Annotated in this window: 19 protein-coding genes and 4 pseudogenes; 17 read left to right on the top strand and 6 right to left on the bottom strand. The window is 42.2% G+C overall.

From position 1 onward, the window contains the following. Positions 1-32: 32 nt before the first annotated feature. Both VHA01S_RS10735 and VHA01S_RS10730 read right to left on the bottom strand, forming a co-directional pair. Positions 33-587, bottom strand: a complete 555-nt coding sequence (locus tag VHA01S_RS10735) for a hypothetical protein (RefSeq protein ID WP_039970691.1) — start codon at positions 585-587, stop codon at positions 33-35. Positions 588-789: 202 nt separating this feature from the next. Then, the gene (locus VHA01S_RS10730) at positions 790-1,314 is read right to left on the bottom strand and encodes a GNAT family N-acetyltransferase (RefSeq protein ID WP_023404396.1); all 525 of its coding nucleotides are present in this window, start codon (positions 1,312-1,314) and stop codon (positions 790-792) included. A gap of 697 nt (positions 1,315-2,011) precedes the next feature. Here VHA01S_RS10730 and VHA01S_RS10725 point away from each other — a divergent pair. The 14 genes from VHA01S_RS10725 (at position 2,012) to VHA01S_RS10660 (ending at position 13,466) form a co-directional block, all read left to right on the top strand. Then, positions 2,012-2,326 carry a PTS sugar transporter subunit IIB gene (locus tag VHA01S_RS10725; RefSeq protein WP_023404395.1) on the top strand — a complete coding sequence of 105 codons (315 nt, stop codon included), beginning with the start codon at positions 2,012-2,014 and terminating at the stop codon, positions 2,324-2,326. Positions 2,327-2,334: 8 nt separating this feature from the next. Beyond that, positions 2,335-3,660, top strand: a complete 1,326-nt coding sequence (locus tag VHA01S_RS10720; RefSeq protein WP_023404394.1) for a PTS sugar transporter subunit IIC — start codon at positions 2,335-2,337, stop codon at positions 3,658-3,660. 2 nt (positions 3,661-3,662) lie between these two features. Then, positions 3,663-4,004 (top strand): PTS lactose/cellobiose transporter subunit IIA, encoded by a 342-nt coding sequence (locus tag VHA01S_RS10715; protein ID WP_023404393.1) that lies wholly within the window; start codon positions 3,663-3,665, stop codon positions 4,002-4,004. Next, positions 4,001-4,891: a DUF7916 family protein gene (locus VHA01S_RS10710; RefSeq protein ID WP_023404392.1), complete on the top strand. Its 891-nt coding sequence runs from the start codon at positions 4,001-4,003 to the stop codon at positions 4,889-4,891. The genes VHA01S_RS10715 and VHA01S_RS10710 overlap by 4 nt, the downstream gene beginning before the upstream one ends. Before the next feature lie 56 nt (positions 4,892-4,947). Further along, the gene (locus VHA01S_RS10705) at positions 4,948-6,078 is read left to right on the top strand and encodes a porin (RefSeq protein WP_023404391.1); all 1,131 of its coding nucleotides are present in this window, start codon (positions 4,948-4,950) and stop codon (positions 6,076-6,078) included. A 229-nt stretch (positions 6,079-6,307) separates the two neighbouring features. Continuing rightward, the gene (gene yhfZ / locus VHA01S_RS10700) at positions 6,308-7,210 is read left to right on the top strand and encodes a GntR family transcriptional regulator YhfZ (RefSeq protein WP_023404390.1); all 903 of its coding nucleotides are present in this window, start codon (positions 6,308-6,310) and stop codon (positions 7,208-7,210) included. An 82-nt stretch (positions 7,211-7,292) separates the two neighbouring features. Beyond that, the gene (locus VHA01S_RS10695) at positions 7,293-7,586 is read left to right on the top strand and encodes a hypothetical protein (protein WP_156916970.1); all 294 of its coding nucleotides are present in this window, start codon (positions 7,293-7,295) and stop codon (positions 7,584-7,586) included. Between the two features lie 10 nt (positions 7,587-7,596). Continuing rightward, entirely contained in the window at positions 7,597-8,487 is an 891-nt protein-coding gene (locus VHA01S_RS10690) for a phosphotriesterase family protein (protein ID WP_023404388.1), read from the top strand. A 12-nt stretch (positions 8,488-8,499) separates the two neighbouring features. Further along, positions 8,500-8,859 carry a DUF2620 domain-containing protein gene (locus VHA01S_RS10685; RefSeq protein ID WP_023404387.1) on the top strand — a complete coding sequence of 120 codons (360 nt, stop codon included), beginning with the start codon at positions 8,500-8,502 and terminating at the stop codon, positions 8,857-8,859. Positions 8,860-8,861: 2 nt separating this feature from the next. Beyond that, complete coding sequence (locus VHA01S_RS10680) at positions 8,862-10,166, top strand: YhfT family protein (protein ID WP_021714556.1); 1,305 nt, start codon at positions 8,862-8,864, stop codon at positions 10,164-10,166. Positions 10,167-10,368: 202 nt separating this feature from the next. Beyond that, on the top strand, positions 10,369-11,505 hold the full coding sequence (locus VHA01S_RS10675; protein WP_023404386.1) for a YhfX family PLP-dependent enzyme: 1,137 nt from the start codon (positions 10,369-10,371) through the stop codon (positions 11,503-11,505). Position 11,506: 1 nt separating this feature from the next. Then, positions 11,507-12,718, top strand: coding sequence for a phosphopentomutase (locus tag VHA01S_RS10670; protein ID WP_023404385.1), 1,212 nt, complete (start codon positions 11,507-11,509; stop codon positions 12,716-12,718). Positions 12,719-12,820: 102 nt separating this feature from the next. Beyond that, positions 12,821-13,189, top strand: a complete 369-nt coding sequence (locus VHA01S_RS10665; RefSeq protein WP_023404384.1) for a type II toxin-antitoxin system RelE/ParE family toxin — start codon at positions 12,821-12,823, stop codon at positions 13,187-13,189. Further along, on the top strand, positions 13,161-13,466 hold the full coding sequence (locus tag VHA01S_RS10660) for a helix-turn-helix domain-containing protein (RefSeq protein WP_023404383.1): 306 nt from the start codon (positions 13,161-13,163) through the stop codon (positions 13,464-13,466). The genes VHA01S_RS10665 and VHA01S_RS10660 overlap by 29 nt, the downstream gene beginning before the upstream one ends. A 176-nt stretch (positions 13,467-13,642) precedes the next feature. Here the strand turns inward: VHA01S_RS10660 and VHA01S_RS18135 are convergent. The 3 genes and pseudogenes from VHA01S_RS18135 to VHA01S_RS10650 all read right to left on the bottom strand — a co-directional run. Further along, a pseudogene (locus VHA01S_RS18135) lies at positions 13,643-13,918 on the bottom strand (group II intron reverse transcriptase/maturase); the annotation flags it as partial. A gap of 46 nt (positions 13,919-13,964) precedes the next feature. Next, positions 13,965-16,964: a Tn3 family transposase gene (locus tag VHA01S_RS10655; protein ID WP_023404381.1), complete on the bottom strand. Its 3,000-nt coding sequence runs from the start codon at positions 16,962-16,964 to the stop codon at positions 13,965-13,967. Between the two features lie 92 nt (positions 16,965-17,056). Further along, complete coding sequence (locus tag VHA01S_RS10650; protein WP_023404380.1) at positions 17,057-17,611, bottom strand: recombinase family protein; 555 nt, start codon at positions 17,609-17,611, stop codon at positions 17,057-17,059. 243 nt (positions 17,612-17,854) lie between these two features. Here VHA01S_RS10650 and VHA01S_RS18685 point away from each other — a divergent pair. Further along, positions 17,855-17,974: pseudogene (locus tag VHA01S_RS18685) on the top strand (IS91 family transposase); the annotation flags it as partial. A gap of 45 nt (positions 17,975-18,019) precedes the next feature. On the opposite strand, the pseudogene VHA01S_RS10645 reads toward VHA01S_RS18685, so the two are convergent. Next, a pseudogene (locus tag VHA01S_RS10645) lies at positions 18,020-19,210 on the bottom strand (IS4 family transposase). A gap of 157 nt (positions 19,211-19,367) precedes the next feature. On the opposite strand from VHA01S_RS10645, the pseudogene VHA01S_RS18680 reads away from it, so the two are divergent. Further along, a pseudogene (locus VHA01S_RS18680) lies at positions 19,368-19,553 on the top strand (transposase); the annotation flags it as partial. Between the two features lie 94 nt (positions 19,554-19,647). Further along, positions 19,648-20,100: an NUDIX hydrolase gene (locus tag VHA01S_RS10640; protein ID WP_023404376.1), complete on the top strand. Its 453-nt coding sequence runs from the start codon at positions 19,648-19,650 to the stop codon at positions 20,098-20,100. Positions 20,101-20,150: the final 50 nt, after the last annotated feature.

Raw genomic sequence — 20,150 nt, 5'->3', positions numbered from 1 at the left:
ACAAACAGTGTCGCAAAGTATTATTTAATGAATTAAGGCTTACTTTTGGTGTTAGCTACCTCGTAGTTAGGTCGTAAAGGTTCATTCACTTCATGAAGATAACTGTGCTGCATCCAACCATATTTATCAAGTCGGTAATGTAGGTACGGTTTGCCGATTAATCCATCTGAAATCGCTCTTAGACCATCCAATACGTGACGATTCAGTAGGTCATCGATATCAGAGTATATTTCGCTGCTACCAGCGCTGTTATCATTACACATTTGACACACATAGGAACCATCAAAACGTAAGCGAGGCTCTGCCTCATGGGGAGTTAATGCATCCTCAAAGTCATAACTCATCCCATTATTTTTGAACGACACAACAAGCTCACACTCAATGTAATTTGTTTGGTAGTTACGGATATTTACATATACGTACCGAACCCCATGTAATCGTAGAATCGCGTTTTTGTTGTTTAGCTTGAGCATCATGTATTGAATCGGCAGGCTCTGATTGTGCTTACTCAACCATGTTTTGATGGTCCGCTGGAAGTGTTTGGATACAAAGTCGAATCCTTTGTAGAAATTTCTCTGTTTAGCCATAAATGCATCATTCATAGTAAATGTGTAGTTAGGCTAACAATAGAAACGACATTTGGCGTCGCAAGGCTGATAATGACGAATTTTATAATAAATTTATGCGGGTTCTGAAACGGAATGGGGCAGGAACGTTTTAGGCATGCTGATCTAAACCACTTCGTTCAGATTAGAAAAAGATTTTTGAAGCGTCAAACGTTTGTTAGTTTCATACTTCCCACTCCGATCTAAGCACCCCATACTTTATTGAGTCGTAGTATTTTCCTTGATAATACCGAACTTTACGAAGCACAGCCTCTTGTTTGAAACCAAGTTTTGAAGCAAGTGCCATCATTCGAGGGTTTCCCGACCATGTAGTCATACCTACACGCTCAATTTGATGTTTTTTGAATAGATAGCTCACCCACAAAGGAATAGCTCTAATGGCAATTCCTTTACCCCAAATATTTGAATCATAGATAACAATACCAGCTTCAAGCCAACGAGTACTCTCACACTCCCAATAGCTATTCACTGTTCCGACTGGAATATCATTAATCGTGATCAACTGTAAATCTACACCTGATAACAGCCGCTCAAAAGTACCAACTTTGAACTCTTCGAGTGAGGGATGAGCATAAGGGAAGTATGGCCCATTGAATTTTGTCCATTCATCACTTGAAGTAATTAATGAATAAATCGCTTCAAATTCACTTAGGTTAGCGGGACGAATATGAATTGTACTTTCTGCCATAATTCTTCCTTGTAGCTAATAGCAACTATATGTTGATGTGCCTTCAAAACTCTCAGTTATCATTAATACTGGTTGAAGGGGAGGTCTAGCTAAATTGATGTAGGGGTGTAGCTTCAGATAAGAGCTAGCATGTATACAAAGCCTATCTTTTTGATACCTTAATGTAAATACTTGACATACCTGTCGTATATATGATCACTGAAAATTAATAAGGAGGTACTTACTGCGTTTCGTCCATCTACCAGAGGAAAGCTGCATGCTTCGCAGACTAGGTTTCGACTTACACGTCGCTCCTGAATTACATCAATAAAGCATGTCCTATTTCCGTTTATACTGTTATTCATACTCATCGGTACATAACGAGTATTTACACACTTTGTTAGCTTCTGATTTGGATCATTGTGACTTAATAGTAATCTTATCCATTGCTCTCATTCAAACCTAACTTAGGCATTAAAAGCACTTCTCGTTCATTTGTCAGCATTTCACCCCATGAGAAACTAGTTATACAAGCAAAAATTTTGCAAACTTATTGGTTTCCATAATTTGAACCTAACTCACAAAAATTAACCTAATTATATCCTCAATAAAATGAAAATTTAAAAAGCGTGATGGATTCGTTATATTTTCATTTTTTTGAAGGTTAATATCACCCCCGTAAATTTTCAATGCAAATTAACTATTTAGGATGGAATTTATGAGAATTTTTTTATGTTGTTCAGCCGGTATGTCCACAAGCATGTTGGTCAAAAAAATGAAAGAGTCAGCAGCAGAGCGGGGAATTGATTGCACTATTGATGCCTTCTCAATATCAGAATTTGAAACGCACTTAGCACAAAATGATGTTTGTCTTGTTGCTCCACAAGTGAAGTTTAAGTTTAACGATTTCAAAGCTCGTGCGGACTCTGTAGGTAAAGGATGCGGGCTTATTGAAATGGCCAATTACGGGATGATGAACGGTGAGTTAGTGCTTAACCAAGCTATCTCGCTTTACAACACCAATAACCAATAGGATTGATTATGTCATTATTTAATAATGTGATGAATTTTGTTGAAAATACCGTATCGCCCATTGCCGGTAAAGTATCAACACAAAGACACATCAATGCAATTAAGGACGGGTTTGTCGCTACAATGCCATTCTTAATTGTTGGCTCTTTACTTCTAGTTCTGGCATTTCCTCCAGGAAAAGGTAATTTTTTTCTAGACGGATGGCACTCACTGGTTGAGTTCATTGGCATGGGTAATATTCTTGCGCCATTCCAGCTTAGCATGGGCATATTTGCACTTTATGCCTCCTTTAGTATCGGCTTTAGCTTAGCCGAATCTTATGGTCTACGAGCATTGAACTCTGGCCTGTTATCGATGTTCACTTTTCTTTTAGCTGTAGCACCGGTTGAATTTATCGATATTGGCGGGATCATGCCCATTGCAAATATGGGTGGAACTGGGGCTTTTACCGCCATTATGGCTGGTTTATTTGTACCCGAACTTCAACGTTTGTTGCGTGATAAAAATATTCGATTAAAACTTCCTGATGCCGTACCACCAAAGATTGCTGCATCTTTTGATTTACTTATTCCTATTATTATTGTCGCTATATTAGTTGTTGGGATTAATGTATCGCTAGGGAAGTTTGATTTAAATATTCCTTCAGCCGTTATGGCTATTTTTAGCCCACTTGTATCTGCGTCTGATTCATTTTTCGCCTGTCTTATCGCTGTAATTATTATTCAATTACTTTGGTTTGGGGGGATTCATGGATCTTCAGTTGTCGTCAGCGGCATCCTTTATCCCATCTTAATTATTAACCTTGGCCTCAATCAAGAAGCTCTAGCTGCGGGTACAGAATTACCCAAAATATTCGTTAATCCACTTTTAGATTTCTTCATCTTTGTTGGAGGAGCAGGTGGTACTTGGGGCTTCGTTGTTCTAATGATGCGCTCACGTTCAACACACTTAAAAACGATAGGTCGAATGTCAATTATTCCTGGCACGTTCAATATAAATGAGCCCGTAATATTTGGTGCACCTATTGTAATGAACCCTACTTATTTCATTCCTTGGATGCTTTCTCCAATCGTCAATACCTGCATTGTGTGGATTGCGTTTAAAACTGAATTTGTATCAAAAATCATTTCATTACCACCTTGGACAATGCCTGCACCTATTGGCGCTGTCATTGCTACCAATTCTGGTACGGCTGCAATAGTGGTTGCTTTATGCGTTGTTGTCAGTGTCGTCATTTATTACCCGTTCTTTAAGATTCATGAAAAGCAGCTCTTGGCTGAAGAGAACATTATCGAAGATGCAGAACCTAAATCCCCTAAATTCGCTAAGGCATAAATATGACTTTTAGTATTAATTCTCAAAATGACATTACCGAAGAATTTTTGATGTCACTACTTTGTTCTGCTGGAGAAGCTCGTTCGTCGGTAATGGCAGCTATGGCTTCAGCTCAAAAAGGTGATTTTGAACAGGCTTCATTGTTCATTGATACCGCTGATAAAGCTCTAACAGAAGTTCATAAAACTCAAACGACGTTAATTGGATATGACGAAGGTGTTGGCAAAGTCAACATGACTTTGATTCTAACGCATATTCAAGACCACATTATGACAGCGATGCTCTGCAAAGATTTGGCGCTAGAAATCATAGCTATTCACCGAAAGTTAGGAGATTTGAAATGAACAAGCGCATCTTCGATTTAACCCGTACTGATATCGATACGATGAACCGAAAAGATATTCTCGATTGTATTGCTCGCTCAGAAGGTAGGGCAATGATGGTTGAAAATGTTGTATCTATGCAACCCCCTGTTGATCTGGTTTCCGGAGCTGAATTAGCAGCAGCATTTGGAGCTGACATGATCACTTTAAATTGTCTCGACATCTTAAAACCGGAAGCCGTAATTACCGGTGCCCTAAATCATGGTGTAGCCCCAACATGTAACATTAAAGAGCTTAAAGAACTATCAGGTCGGCTGATGGGATGCAACCTTGAACCCGTTCCTGAAGGATTCAGTGATATTGAAATAGGTCGATCTGTAACAAGAGAAACGATCGAGGCTCTTGTTGCTAGTGGTCTTCATTACGTGATGTTAACTGGAAATCCTGGGATGCAAGTTTCTCAAGAGACCATCTTGAATGCCATATCACTTGTTCGAGAAATCTCAGAGGACATTGTCATTATTGCTGGAAAAATGCATGGCGGTGGTATTGGTAACGATTACAACTTAGAAATCATCCCCCAGTTTGCAGCCGCTGGTGCTGACATCATGATGTTTCCTGCTCCTTACACCACCCCAGGAGTAACACCTGAAATAGCCTACCAAATGATGAGTGAAGTGCATCGAGCTGGAATGCTCGGGCTATTAGCTATTGGCACATCACAAGAAGGGGCATCAGAGAGCTTTATAGAGCAAGTAGCTTTAGCTTCTAAAGGAGCTGGAGCAGACATAGTTCATATCGGTGACGGTGGATATGGTGGTTTAGCACCACTGGAGAATATCTTCCGTATGGGTATGACTATTCGCGGTAAACGCCATCAATACAAACGAATGGCGAATCGCCGCTAAGTAAAAAAATAAAAAATTAGGGCTTTGCCCATAACGTGAAATAACAGGAAAATATTATGTTAAAGAAAACATTATTAAGCACTATTGTTGGTGCAGCTATCATTACAGCTTCAGGATCAGCACTTGCATCTTCAGAGCTTACCGATAAATTTGAAATCTATGGACAAGTCGCTGTATCTGTATGGCAATTTGGTGAAGATAAAATTAATACCGGTGAACAGCCTATCCAGGTAGAAAATGAATCTCGTATTGGTGTACGCGGAGACGTTGATTTAACTCGAGGACCAAATCTTTTTTGGCAACTTGAAGGTGGTAATGTCGGGGATGCGGGTCAGAACTCAGGTCTTGGTGTACGAGATACCTTTGTTGGTATTAACTTTGAAGATGGTGGGAAAATTCGTTTAGGCCGATTACTTACCCCTTTGTACCAAATGATTGATTGGCCTTATTCAGGTCAACGTGCAGGTGCTGTATTTGATTGGGGAGGCGATATTGTTGGCAATACCAATTATGATCGTCAATCAAATATGATTCGCTATGACTCTGCTGAGAGAAGTGGTTTTAAATTTAGTTTAGCGGGGGGACGTGGTACAGAAAGTGATGCTGGATCTAACTTTATTGGTGCGGGTGCACATTTAACCAAAGGTAACATTACCATTAATGCTGGCGCAGAATATGGTGTAGATCGTCAAGTTAGTGCAAATGCAGACTTATATGATAAGTGGTTGTCTCAACAACCAGGAAATAAGCCTACATTTAACGATGTTGAAGGCCAAACTAAATCTGATACTCAAGCGTACTTACTTGGATTTGAAGCTGATGTAACAGATAACTTTCAATTATATGGTGCAATAAAATACCAAAAAGCAGTTTATGAGGACGCAACCTTTAGCGTAGATGGCGTAGATGTTGAAATTAAAGATCTTGAGCTTGATCAAGGTAGTTACTCAGTAGGAGCTGTCTACAGTGGATTTGAACATTGGGTTTTGAAAGCGAATTACGCAGCAAACTTAGATGTAAAATCAAGTGGTACAACAATTAACGGAACTGCAGACTCAATCATCTCAGCTCAGGCGTTGTACTTCCTCAGCGATAATGCTTTAACTTATGTTCGACCTTATGTTATTGATCAAAATGATTCTGGGTATGAATTTGGTTGGGGGGCTGGTGTAGAGTATTACTTCTAGTTCCTAGTATATGTCTGTTAAGACACAACAGAGCATGTAACTTTGAATCCTAATATGGAACATTGAACATTAAGTATTGGTTCACCAGTGACTCAAAAAGGGTCACTGGTTTTTTTATCCTACGGACTCAATAATTTCACCTTCTTTCATTTTTTGTGAACAAAAACACCGTTAGTTCATAATAATCTTGGTATGATTTAAATCATGCAAAAAAATGAAGATTTAAATCATGGCGAATAATTTTATTAAAAAACATGGTGTGGCGTTAATACATATTTCACGTTATTTACTAACCGTTAAACCACATGACAGGCTAAGAACTATCGATGAATTATCCGCTGAATTAGGGTGCTCTGTGGGTTACATTGCAACCGCTATAAAAAAAATTGAGGCAGAAGGTGCAGTCACTTTAGATCGCCGTGGTCGCAACGGTACTTTTATTTCAAATTTAGATTATTGCCAGCTAATTCGATTATCTGAATTTGGCAATATGGTATGTGCTATGCCGCTACCTTATACCAAACATTACGAAGGGCTAGCATCAGGATTAAAAGCACAGATAAGTGTCCCTTTTTATTTTGCGCACATGCGCGGGGCTGATGTTCGTGCTGAATGTTTAAAAAATGGCATATATGATATTGCCATTATGTCCAGATTAGCTGCCGAGCATTATGTTGCTTCCGGTGATCTAGATATAGCACTAGAGCTTGGCCCAAATACTTATGTATCAGAACACAGATTAATCTATCGGAAAGGAGAGCTACATAATATTAAGCGTGTTGGTGTTGATCCTTCATCACCGGACCAAAAGCTACTGACTGAAACATACTTTAAAGGTCAAAATGTTGATATTGTTGAAGCCCCATATAACGAATGTCTTGAATTGATTGCTAACAACACTATTGATGCATCAATTTGGGATTTATCAGACGACGAATTACTTACTTCCATGGGGCTGTCAGGAACATCAATCAGTCATGTTTCCGACTGTGAGAAAGCTTCTTCGGCCGTCTTAACTGTGAGTAAAAAGGCGCAGCACGTTAAGATTTTAATTGACCATATGGTGGATACCAACAACTTATTACAACATCAAAATGATGTTGTGAGCGGTAAAGTAATACCAACCTATTAATTGAGAAATATAAATTATGCATGAAAGAATGACTTTACTACTTAATTCAGGAGTGATTAGCTCAAACGCACACCTAGGTGCTATGGCTGCGATTAAAACGCTTAATGATGAGTGGGCGCTTTGCACTGATAACGAACAGTTCCAAATGGCGATGACTCACCTTGCTAGAGCAATTGATAGAATCAGTGACAATGAGGCAATAAAAGATGGGCTTGACCCAACAGTAATGGATGAAATTATTTCAGATGCAGCTTTTCCTGAAATAATAGAAATGAATGAAAAAATTTGTCGTGGCGCAGGGCTTGTAGAGGTGCCAGTGACTGAGGATAGTTTTTTCATTTGTAACTTATTCTCTCTTTATTTAGCTAGTCATTAAGGGACATATTATGCCTATAAATGAAAGTGGTTATACGTATTGCCATGAGCATCTCCACATCGACCTGTCAAAACAAAAAGGGGACGATGATTGCAAACTGGATCAGTTTGAGTTGATTAGTGCTGAGCTAAAAGCACTTAAAACACGTGGCGTTTTTAACATCGTAGAAGTCACCAATAAATTTATGGGCCGTAATCCTCAATTTATTGAAGCTTTAACAAAAGAAACGCAGATGAATATTCTCTGTTCAACAGGGTTTTATATTGAAGGTTTCTTTCCAAACGCGCTAAAGCAAATGTCTGTGGTTGATATAGCCAATACAATGATTCACGAAATTGATAATGGTATTGACGATAGCAATTTGCGTGCTTCGGTAATTGGAGAGATCGGTAGCAGTCACAATGTGTTTACTGATACAGAACGCAAAGTATTTGAAGGGGCAGCGATTGCTCACTTAGAAACGGGTTGCCCAATCTCAACGCATACCTCATTTAGCACTATGGCTAAAAGCCAAGTAGAACTTCTCAGAAATATGAAAGTAAATCTTAACAATGTTTCTATTGGGCATTGTGATTTGCGGGATAACTTTGACGATATTCTTTGGTTACTTGATCAAGGGTGTTATGTCCAATTCGATACCATTGGTAAAAATGACTACTACCCAGATGCCAAGCGAATCGCCGTTATTGACTCTCTTATCCGTCGTGGATACGCAGATCGAGTGATGCTTTCAATGGACATTACTCGTAAATCACACCTTAAAGAAAATGGTGGACTTGGGTTTTGTTATTTAATTGATCACTTCGTCCCCATGCTTCTTGAGCGAGGAATACAACAACAATATATCGACCTCATGCTTAAACATAACCCCGCCAACTTTTTTGGCACAACACAAAAATAATAAGGTAGAAAAATGAAAACTATCGCAATTGCTGGTTTACAACGTGAACAAATTAAAGAACAGATTGAAACAGCGGCACCGGGTGTCTTCACTTGCTTCATTCTTAGTGACATAGATGCAGCCATGAAAGTGAAGTCGGGTGAAATTGACTATTACATTGGTGCTTGTAATACAGGGGCTGGCGCCGCGTTATCTATGGCCATTGCCATCATTGGATACAATGAGTCTTGCACAATCGCAAAACCTGCTTTCCAAGCAAAAGAAGAAGAAATTCAGAGATTTATCAGCGAAGGTAAAAAGGCATTCGGATTATCAATTGAGCACGTCGAACATGCAGTTCCAATGTTAGCGAAACAACTGGCTAAGGTGTAATTATGGATATAATGAATATAGCGCTCATCGCGACACTTTGTGCCATGACCGCTCTAATCGCAAATATGAGTGCGGCTGTTTTTCATGATGGGATTCGTCCCATTCTCCCTCAGGTCATAGATGGACATATGAAAAGGCGTGATGCAGGCTCTGTCGCATTTGGCCTTTCTATTGGCTTTGTGGCTTCGGTAGGGATTTCATTTACGCTTTCAACGGGTTTGTTGAATCCGTGGTTATTGTTCTTGCCGACCGACATTATCGGTGTCATGGCGGGCAGTCGAATCATTGCTGCAATTGGTGGTGGTATCTGGGGAATCCTGGTTGTCACAAGTCTGGCTGGCGTAAATGCGGTACTAACGGGATTACCAATAGACGCATTGGGGGCACTTGGAGAGCTAGGTACACCAGTCATGTCTGCATTTGCATTGTTCCCGTTATTAGCCATTTTCTATCAATTTGGTTGGAAAGCAGGAGCAATATCAGCGGTTGTGATTCTTGTGTCACGATTGTTAGTGGTTAAATACACAGGTATTTATCCAGAATCAATTCAAATTTTTGTTGGGATGGTGATGCTGATTAGCATTGCTATTCGAAAAGATATTAAAGATAAAGCAAATGGCATTGTCCCTCCTGATATGAGCGGTTTAACGGGCTTATTTGAAGAGCGAACTAAACGCATTTATAAAAACATGCCATTTCTTGCCATTACTGGTGCTCTTATTGCCGCAGCGGCTGCATCAGGTATTTTTGCTGGCTCAGAAGTCTCTATTTATGCATTAGCCGATGCTTATAAGATTACAGATCCTATTGCTCATAAAGAAGCAATGAATCAAGTTGCATTGTCGGAGTTTATGCGTGGTCTTGGGTTCATTCCATTGATAGCAACCACCGCCTTAGCAACTGGTGTCTATGGTGTGGTCGGTATGACCTTTGTGTTTGTAGTCGGGTATTTATCACCTAATGTACCAGTGGCCGCAGTACTGGGTGCTATCACTATTTGTTTAGAGATATTGCTACTTCGTAATATTGGTCGCTTTTTAGAGAAGTTCCCTTCAATTCGTAACTCCTCCGATAACATTCGAAATAGTATGAACACTTTAATGGAGTTCGCCTTATTAATTGGTGGTGTTTTAGCTGTTATGAAAATGGGTGGAACAACCGGGTTTACCATTTTCGCCATCTTGTACTTCTTAAATGAAGTAATGGGCCGACCAGTGCTTAAAATAGCCGCTCCTGCTGTTGCCGCAATTTTAACGGGTGTTGTACTGAACCTATTGTTTGTTGTTGGTATGTTCGCACCTATTTAGTTCGACCGTAGGTCTTCTCTTTCTCCTTCTAGGGAAGACCTACACTCTACTGATTAAATAACAATCATTAGACAAAAACGTGAAGTGATAATACTTCATTTTGATTTTAAATTATCAAAACAGTTTTCAATATAACTAAGTATATTGCTATGGATATGGTATTTATCCTCATTATATTGAAGGCTAAGTATAGAGTAGGCTTATGTTCTTAAATGCACTGATAAAACAGAACCCTCAATTAATTAACGCTGCTTTAGAGCTTCATAAGAGAGGTATCATTCTTCCTGATACATATGTAGTTGATGTTGAGCAGTTCACCAAAAATGCAATGCTAATCAAAAATGAAGCTGATAAGAACAATATAAAATTATATGGAATGACAAAACAATTCGGGCGTAACCCTTATCTAGCTAAAATCTTAATCAACTTAGGTTATGAAGGGATTGTTGCGGTTGATTATAAAGAAGCTAGAACACTGCACAAAGCCGGTATTAAAATATCGCATGTTGGGCACTTAGTACAACCTCCAACGGCGATTCTTAAAGAGCTGATTGAAGAAATAAAGCCTGAAGTTATTACGGTATACACATTGGCAAAAGCTAAAGCCATTTCTAATGTGGCATTAAATGCTGGACGAGTTCAAAAGATCCTGTTGAAATTTTTTGACGAAGGTGACCACCTTTATGTTAATCAAGAGTCGGGATTCCCCATCGCTACATTAGATGAAGTTTTGACAGAAATATCGAATATGCAAGGAATAAAAGTAGAAGGACTAACTCATTTTCCTTGTTTTCTCCATAAAAATGGAGAAACAGGTTTAACGCCTAATTTTCATACATTGATAAAAGCAAAATACAATATTGAAGAAATTGGAATCCAATTAAATCAAATCAACTCTCCCTCATCAACAAGTTGTGAGACCCTTCCAATCCTTGGGCGTTTTGGATGTACACATGGTGAACCAGGGCATGCATTGACAGGAACTACCCCTGCAAATCAAGAAGGTACAACTTTAGAAAAAGTCGCAATGTTATATCTATCTGAAGTATGTCACGACTTCAATGGTAATTCGTATTGCTATGGTGGAGGGTATTACCGTCGTGGACACTTAACAACCGCCATCGTTACTGATGAATATGTGAAAGTTAGTAACGATGATGACTCCAATATAGATTACCACCTGCGATTGCATGGGTTATTTCCTGTAGGCGATCCCGTAATTATGGCTTTTAGAACACAAGTTTTCGTAACTAGAAGTGATGTTGCATTGGTCGAAGGAATTTCTGAAGGTAAGCCCAAGCTTGTAGGTCTATATGATTCATTAGGTCGGGAGGTTTAATATGCCACGTTTCATAGTTGTTGTACTTGATGGGTTTGGGGTCGGAGAAATGCCTGATGTACCGGTTGTTCGCCCCCAAGATATAGGGGCGAATACTGCGTCTAAATTAATTAATTATTTCCCTAATGACTCTCTACCAACATTAGAATCACTTGGTCTTGTTAATATTACTGAAACCAAGGTCCCTTCAATGGAAGTTAATAAATTAGCTAACGTCGGAAAAATGATGCTTGCACACGAAGGTGGCGATACCTTTATGGGGCATCAAGAAATAATGGGTACCAAACCAAAATCACCACTTATCAAGCCATTTAAAGAATCAATAGATCTGATAGAGCATGCTTTATTGACTTCAGGTTTGTCAGTAGAACGAATTCATAAAAATGAACTTGAATTACTCGTTGTAAATAAATGTGTAACGGTGGGAGATAATCTTGAAGCTGATTTGGGGCAAGTTTATAACATTACTGGGAATCTCAACGAAATAACATTTGAAAGCCTCCTTGATATCGGAAAGATTGTCCGTAGCAATAATTGCGTGGCCCGTAATATTGTATTTGGGGGTAATTTAAGCTCTTCATCTCAACTATTGGATGCGATAGAAACTAAGGGTTCGACTTATATAGGTGTGAGTGCGCCAAAATCTGGTGTTTATGACCACGGATTTCAAGTCATGCACTTAGGGTATGGCGTTGATACTAGCAAACAAGTGCCAGCGCAACTTCATCAAGTCGGTGTTAAAACGACGTTGATCGGTAAAGTGGCGGATATAGTGGGTAATGAATCTGGTACTAATTATATGCAAATGGTCGATACCACGAAGATAATGGATAAAGCGGCAGCTGAAATTAAGGAAAACAGTGACGGTTTTTTCTGTATTAATATTCAAGAAACCGATCTATCAGGCCATCAAGAAGATCCCCAACGATATTGGAAGACTCTAAAGAAAGCTGACCGTGGCTTAAATATGTTAACTTCATTACTAGACGTTAAAGATACACTTGTTGTTATAGCCGATCATGGGAATGATCCATTTATAGGACATAGTCGTCACACTCGAGAGTTTGTCCCACTCATGGTATATAAGCCACAGTTAACAAACGTGAATCTAGGTATTCGCAATACACTATCTGATGTTGGAGCAACGGTATGTGAGTTTTTTGGCGCTAAACAACCAGAAAATGGGCACTCTTTTCTTCACCTTATTCTATAACTATTAAGTCGTACCCTATGAGTACTACTGGTTCGTGTATATAGATTGCAATCTATATAGGTTCTAATCTATAATCACTCCAAAAGAAGCCAAGCACCGACTATGTGGACAATACTGAATCGGCCAGTCTTCATTGACTGGTTTAAAACATTGAATAGCAGGGATAAGGTTAATGTACGTGCATCCCTTATTCTGCTAGAAGAAAGAGGCCCAACTTTACCTAGGCCATACGCTGACACCTTAGAAGGCAGCAAAGTCAGTAATTTAAAAGAGCTACGCGTGCAGAGTAGTGGAAAACCGATTCGGGTTTTCTTCGCTTTTGACCCTGAGCGCCAGTGTGTCATCTTGTGTGGTGGCGATAAGACTGGTGATAAACGTTTTTACAAGAAGATGATTCCTATCGCAGAAAGAGAGTTTAAGGAGCATCTGGAGGAGCTAAATCATGAAAAGTCAGCCACTAAGCGCACTTGATGACCTGATGACTGCAGATGAACTGCACCTGGCACAACAACAAGCTGCAGAGATGTTACTTGAACTTAATCTTGCAGAGATTCGCCATAGTGTTCAAATGTCTCAAGCTCAGGTTGCAGAATCTATGGGGATAAAGCAGCCTACCGTCGCCAGTTTAGAGAAAAATGGCAAAGACGTTAAGCTTCTGTCACTAAAACGTTATGTTGAAGCATTAGGCGGTCGGTTACGTATCGATATAGAAATGCCGGACGGGCATCACTTTGGTATGAAGGTCTAATGATATCAACAAGGTAATATTTATCTAATCACCTGAGTCAGAGTGCCCAGCTCTGACTCACTTTTGTCGGGTGGACGACACTTGTTACCAAGTGCCGTCTCCCTAAGAACCCAGCGTGCAACTTTCACTGCACTAGGCTCAAGCCTCCACAAAGGCATCAAATGATACCCAGCAACTTATAAAGCAGTCGGAGCAGGTTCGTTCCAAGAGTTACGAGCTAGCCTTTTTGACTTCCTTTTAGCCAAGTATTCTTGGTATTGAGGGTCAAATGGTGTCACTGCACTTCGGATTTTTACATGCCTTTCTATTGGCACTTTGGCTATTTGAAAGAGATTGAACTGGCAATCCATATCCATGATCTTCCGCCAACCGTGAAACTGCCACTGGCCTTTTCGGTTGATGAAGTATTTTAGGGCGATCCAAGTTTTAGACTTTGTTGGATGACGCCTTTTAGGGGTATTGCGCACATTTCCCCGAAAAGTTCATTTTATGGCTAAACTAGGCCACTGAAGTAATACTGTCTATCTCCGCGTCTGATGATAGTGAGTGGACGCTTTCGAGCATACTTTCCAGATTCAGCATGTCTTCTCTTTCTTCGAAGACATAGTGCCCCGTCAATTGGATATGCCCCCAAGCGACTGGAGAAATATTCGATAGTAACTCGATTGCACCGTCATTTTTTTGCTTCTCGAAGCGCTCTACAAGGCTAGATAGCAATGCTGAATTGTAGTAGATGATACAGTTGGCAATCAGGCGGGCACAATCATTCCATTGCTCAATCTGGAAATCACTTCCACCACGCAACTGATCACCGTTAAGGTTACCAATTGCACGGCGAAGTTGATGATAGGCTTCACCCCTGTTCAGTGCCTGCTGAACAAACTGCCTCAAATCTTTTCTGTCAATATAGTCAAGCATGTAAAGGCACTTAATCAAGCGGTCATATTCTCGCAGCGCGGCGAGCGTCCGGCTGCCACGTTTACTGTTTGACAGCTTGCGGATGATGACGTGTTGTTCCGTTGATTTTCGGCTCAGAGAGCAGATGATATGTTGGATTCGGTCCCACTCCTCTTTAATGAGTTTTACTCGAATGGGCTTTTTAAGCTTGATATCAAGATCCCCATCTATGTTTACCTCAAACAGGTTTTCAAAAGCATGCTTGAACTTGGCGTATCGGGGTGAAAACTGGTAACCGAAAATATCCAGAACAGCGAAGTTCACATTATTGGTACCGTGATTGTCGGTGGCCAGAGACTTTGGCTGGATTTCACTGGTGTTGTTGTAAAGCAGGTCGAAGGCGTAGTGCCCTTCGTATTCATTAGCCGATATTACCGTCGTATTCAAAGGTACATGATTTGACACCAACGTCATGGCCGAAACCCCTTTTCCTTTACGGAAATATTTTGCTGAGTACCTGGTTTTGAATGTATTAATACGGCATGCATGCTTCTGCCCATCAATACTGCCAAATGGGGCGGATTCATTGATGGTGTAATGACGGAAAATGGGAAGTCTTGCGAGGGCATTCGAAATCAGATCATTGGCAGCCCGCAGTATACCGATACTTCTGTCTGATGAAGAGGCAAGACGGTGCAGGCCGTAGTTTGCTCCGTTCCCAAAGATACAGGCAATCAGGTCGTGACTTCTCGCTTCAGTATTTCTTTTTCTCGATGATAGGCTCTCAAATGCCTCGAGATACCCGGTCTTTCTGTTGACATAGTTCATGATGTCAATGATCCCCATATGCTGAATTTGGCTGTATACAGGGTTGTCGAGTGGTGCTTTCCAGCGCCGGTTTGCCAAGCTCCAGGCAAGACGGCTAGAGCGGGGCTGGACTCGGACAAAATCGTTGGCATCGGCGTTTATATTGGCAGTTACCTTGCGCAACTTTTCAACAAAGCGACTCTCATGATCTGCCAGAGTGTGTTCAATCGAATTGGAGAGCCTGACAAGCCCTGTTTTTTCTATCAGAGACGATTTTTCCTTTTCCCACACGTCTACAGGGATGAGATCATCTTCAAGCCGCTTGTTACGCTCACTCTCACTGACATACACCTTACCGCTTTCAATCATTCCGGCAATTTTACGGTAAAGGTAAAATTCAAACCTGACGTGGTTGGTCTCTCCATCATTAACGAGGTGTTCCAAATCATTGTGCGTCACCAGCCTGAGATCCATCGACGTTAGTTTCTTGTTGGTAAGCAACTCTTCCCTGGCATTTGAAATTTGCGCACTCAACGCGGGCTGGGCTGACTCACATTCTATGTCGAGTGCCAGAAACAGCTTCCTCAGGCTGCCAGCGGTCTTGCGTGACTGACTGTCAGTGTATTGCCATTGATATTCTGCCCGGTTAAAACGGCCGTCAACCAAGTGGGCACTGACCAGCAACATATCTTCCGGGGACATCGTGGAAAAGGCAGTTTTTCTTATCTCACCGAACGTCGTGCTGTCACTGATGCTGTCATCGGTAAAGTACCTGAGAATGCTCCCGGCAGATTTAAGTGTGTCTTGAATGATGTCCAGCTCTTTGGTAACACGCGATTTTGCGGATTCTATCCGAGACTCGTGATGCTTTCTGACCAGATAACTAAAGCTCGATACCAGCCGATCATTGGCTTCCCGGTAACGGTAGAAGATATAGCAGGAAAGATAGAGCAGCCCTTGCCACTTTGGGGATCGTCGTAGTTGGAAGGTCGATCCCGACCGGACAAGGGATGTGTAATAGATCATATTCCCACGAGACAAGCCGAGTTCAGCCAGCAGCTGTTTCACCTCCGGATAGACCGTGCGAAGAAGTTGCATTGTACTCAGCTCTCTTTCCAACTCTGACGGAGTAAAGTCCTTGGCTGTCCCCTTGAATCCTGACAGACTATTTAGTACCCCTTTTCCATTCAATATATGGCTGAGTTTTTCCAGAGTTGTCGCCGACATTCTTTCTGACAATATTTGGGTGGTACGGTTTCTTTCTGCCGTCAGTGTCGATGTAACAAGATCTTGCAAGGTACTGTAGCCAGGTAAAGCGATGCGGTTCTGGCCGAGAAAGGCCAAGCATTCATCAAGAATATATTTCGGTTCCGTGCTAATGGTGGCCACGTCAGCCAGCCGGAGAGACAGGCGACGGCTTTGTTCTTGTTTTAGTAGGCTAAACCCGAGGACAGAGAGCGTTCGTGACACCATCTGTGCCCTCGTGCCCTTGGAGGCAGTCCAATCCCAGCTTGGTAGATCGAGTTTGAAGGTGTCGCAGATATACCGCGCATCTTCTTCTACATCGCACAGCCTAAAACGAGGTATCACCGGCTTTGCCCGGAAATACCCGATAAGGAGGATCATGTATATTTTTGTTTCGGGTTTGAGTAGTCCGTTGACAATATCGAGTAGGTTGTTATCGAGAGAAAAATACTCTTCCCGCTCAGCTTGGCTTAATACTGGCAGCCGATAGAGCTCTTCAATTTCGTCGTCCGTCAGGAGTTGTATCCGCTTGCCTGTACTACCAATCATGTATGCTTGTTACCCTTAATAATAATTCTTGAAGAAAACGAGGCGAATCTTTCACGTTCTGTCGGTATAATGAGTTTTTTTGCAAAGCAGTCTTACTTCCTCAGGTAGCTATAGAGAGTCTCGCGGCTGATACGGTATTCTTTGGCCAGAGTGGATTTCACTTCTCCGGCATTCGCCCGTACCTTGAGCTCTGCGATCTGTGCTTCATCCAGCGCTCGCTTTCTTCCCCGGTATTTTCCCTGTCTCTTGGCTATTTCGATCCCTTCTTTTTGCCGCTCCTTGAGAAGGGCACGCTCAAACTCTGCAAACGCCCCCATAATTGAGAGCAGAAGCTGGGACATCGGGGAGTCATTGTTGGTGAATGTGAGTTGCTCTTTGCAAAACTGGATATCGATTCCTTTCGATGTCAGGTTCCTGACTAGGGTACGGAGGTCATCGAGGTTTCTTGCGAGGCGATCCATGCTATGGACAATGATGGTGTCGCCTTCTCGGGCGAACTGGAGCATTTCTTCGAGTTGTGGTCTTTCGATGCTCTTTCCGGAAGCCCTGTCGATAAAAGTTCTGTCCGTGGAAATTCCATCAAGCTGACGATCTAGGTTCTGGTCAAATGAACTGACCCGGATATATCCAATTCTTTGTCCTTTCACGGTTTTCCCTCCTCAAAGTATCAAGATAGGATCATAAAGGTGCCTGGCCTTGTGTCAACATTCAAGGAAAGACACTCTAATCTGACATATTTCTTATAGCCTGCCTGACGTCATTATAGGGTATACCCTATTTGCACTAGCACTATCACCATAAAGGGAAATGTGCGCAAAACCCCATAACGTCAGTTGCTATCTTTTATTTTGACGAGATCTGGCCTGAACGGGAATGGAGCCACTTTCTTGACTAGCAATATCTGCCAGACCGGCAACTATCTGGACCGTTACCTGAAACGCCCACTGAACTCTGCCTCTCGTCTCCGCTACTACAGCAAGGGCGGCATGTTGACCTTCGAATATCTCAATGTTGACAGGAGCTCTGAGCCTGAGGGATCCCCACGAAGTTATTAACTAACCTGCGTGCGGTTCCTCAGTCAGCCGTTTGAGCATACAGAGTGCTGACTGCCAGTCTGCTTTTTTCAATCTCAGCCGCTTGTCTTTGTACGCGCGAGGCCCAATGTACTGGTTCGACAAGACATAGCGGTGTTTGACGCTATTGGCCTGGTGCTGCCACTGCTTGCCCGCAGCCCTCACGGTCAACCCCAGAAGGTACAGCAGATACTGAGCGATGGTGGCAATGAGAAGCAGCACACTCAAACGCCGGGCGATTCGCGTATCGCCGTCATTCATCTTCAGGCCTGTTTTCAAATCCCTGAAGGCTTCTTCTATCTGCATCCGGGTTGAGTAGAGCTTTACCACCTTCGCTGCCGAATGTGTCTTTCTGGGCAGGGAGGTGGCCAGCAGCCAGGGCTCCTTCTCCCGCGCGGCACAGGCGCGGGACTTCTTGCTGCGTCTGGCTCGCTCTCCCTTGTTAGTTTTGTCCTTGCGCCTTTTGGCCTTTCGCCAGACAACAACCATCCGGGTACTGAAGCACTGTTTCGCGCCGAGCAGATAGATACCCAGGTCTTTGGCCCTGCCCGTTGCCAGCTCATAAAGGCCCTTAACCGGCTGTCAGGTGTCTTCCTCTATCTTCTGGGTATGAGTTCGGCCTCTGACACGACCGACATAATTCCAGACCAGCGATTTTACGAGCTTGAACCAGGGCATTCGAAAACCCGCATCGCTGACAATGATGGGCTTGCTGTCTGCCGGTAACATCCTCTTGAGCTTGTTCATGAACAGGCGGTGAGTCTTCGGCTTCTCTTTCATATCAAGAGGATGAACCTCCTCGTAGAGCGTCAGGGAACGCCCTTTCGCCGCGAGGGAGGCACGGATAAGAAAGTGCTCTTGCCTGGCATCTAAATCTGACCAGTCAACATGGATAACCGGGTTGCGCAGCTGTCCGGCCAGCAAGGCTGCCATGCCGCAATACGTCGTGCCTATTTCCTGGTGCAGCTTGGTATTGCTGCACAGCCTGTCTACTCGCTTTATCTGGTGTTTTTCTCCAGCTTTGCTGGTGATGTTGCGCCCCAGTCCGGTGACGGACAAAGCACCGCCGTTCATGACACTTTCGACGGCAGAAAACAGGCTCAGGCAGCGCATTTTGTGCATTGTGGGGGTGACAAGGGAGAGGCATCTGGATAATACTTGCTTAGCATTCATGGCGTTGGTCCGGTTGGTGATGTTTGGCAATTGATCTGATCACCAAATGCCATGAATGTTCCCTTCGCTCTGAAAATTACTCTCGAAAGTAATCTAACTTATTGTTTTATATTGCGAGTCGTGGGGATTCCTCAGGCTCTGAGCCCTACCGCCGGTCGATCTGATTGAAAGTCTGATAGAGCATATCCCAGACAAATATTTCAAGATGATCCGCTATTACGGATTTCTGTGGAACTGCCGTAGTGTAGATAGGTTTCCGAGGTGCCCGGGAAATAGAAAAGAAGACGCAGCTTATCTTATCATTGTTTATATAAAACAAAAGAGTAGTCACAAAATGAGCTAGATATACCTGCTAGACTTTGCAATTAAAATTGGTTCGATAAACATGTTGTTAGCTCGTCATGACGACCAGCGACAAAGAGAAAAGAAGACTGAATATGATCCCAATTAATACACAATTTGTATCAGGTGTTGCTTTATCTGAATTTGATGGTGATACGAAAATTCTACTCCTTAAGCGAACAAAAGGAGAATATTGGTGCCATGTTGCAGGAAAAATAGAAGATGGTGAGACAGGATGGCAAACCATTATAAGGGAATTCGATGAAGAAACGTCGATAAAGGTATCTCAGTTGTATAACAGTGAGTATCTGGAGCAGTTCTATGAAGCTAAGTCGAATCAATTGGTGGTTATTCCCAGCTTTGTCGTACTGTGTGAACGCCATCAGGAGGTCATATTAAATCCTGAACACACTGATTATCAATGGTGTACGCTCGAAGAGGCTAAGGCTATCGCCCCGTTCCACAATCAGCACAAGCTTTATGACCATATCTGGGAGCAGTTCGTTTTGAGTCCCCCTTCAGAGCAAAGAAAAATATCGCTCACATAACGACCACCTTGAGCAAAGAAGCTTGGGCAATCACTTGGGCGAACTTCCCA

The organism is Vibrio halioticoli NBRC 102217 (assembly GCF_000496695.1).
Taxonomy (GTDB): Bacteria; Pseudomonadota; Gammaproteobacteria; order Enterobacterales; family Vibrionaceae; genus Vibrio; species Vibrio halioticoli.
The sequence above is the reverse complement of the archived record's forward strand: the minus strand, read 5'-3'. Positions and strand labels throughout refer to the sequence as shown.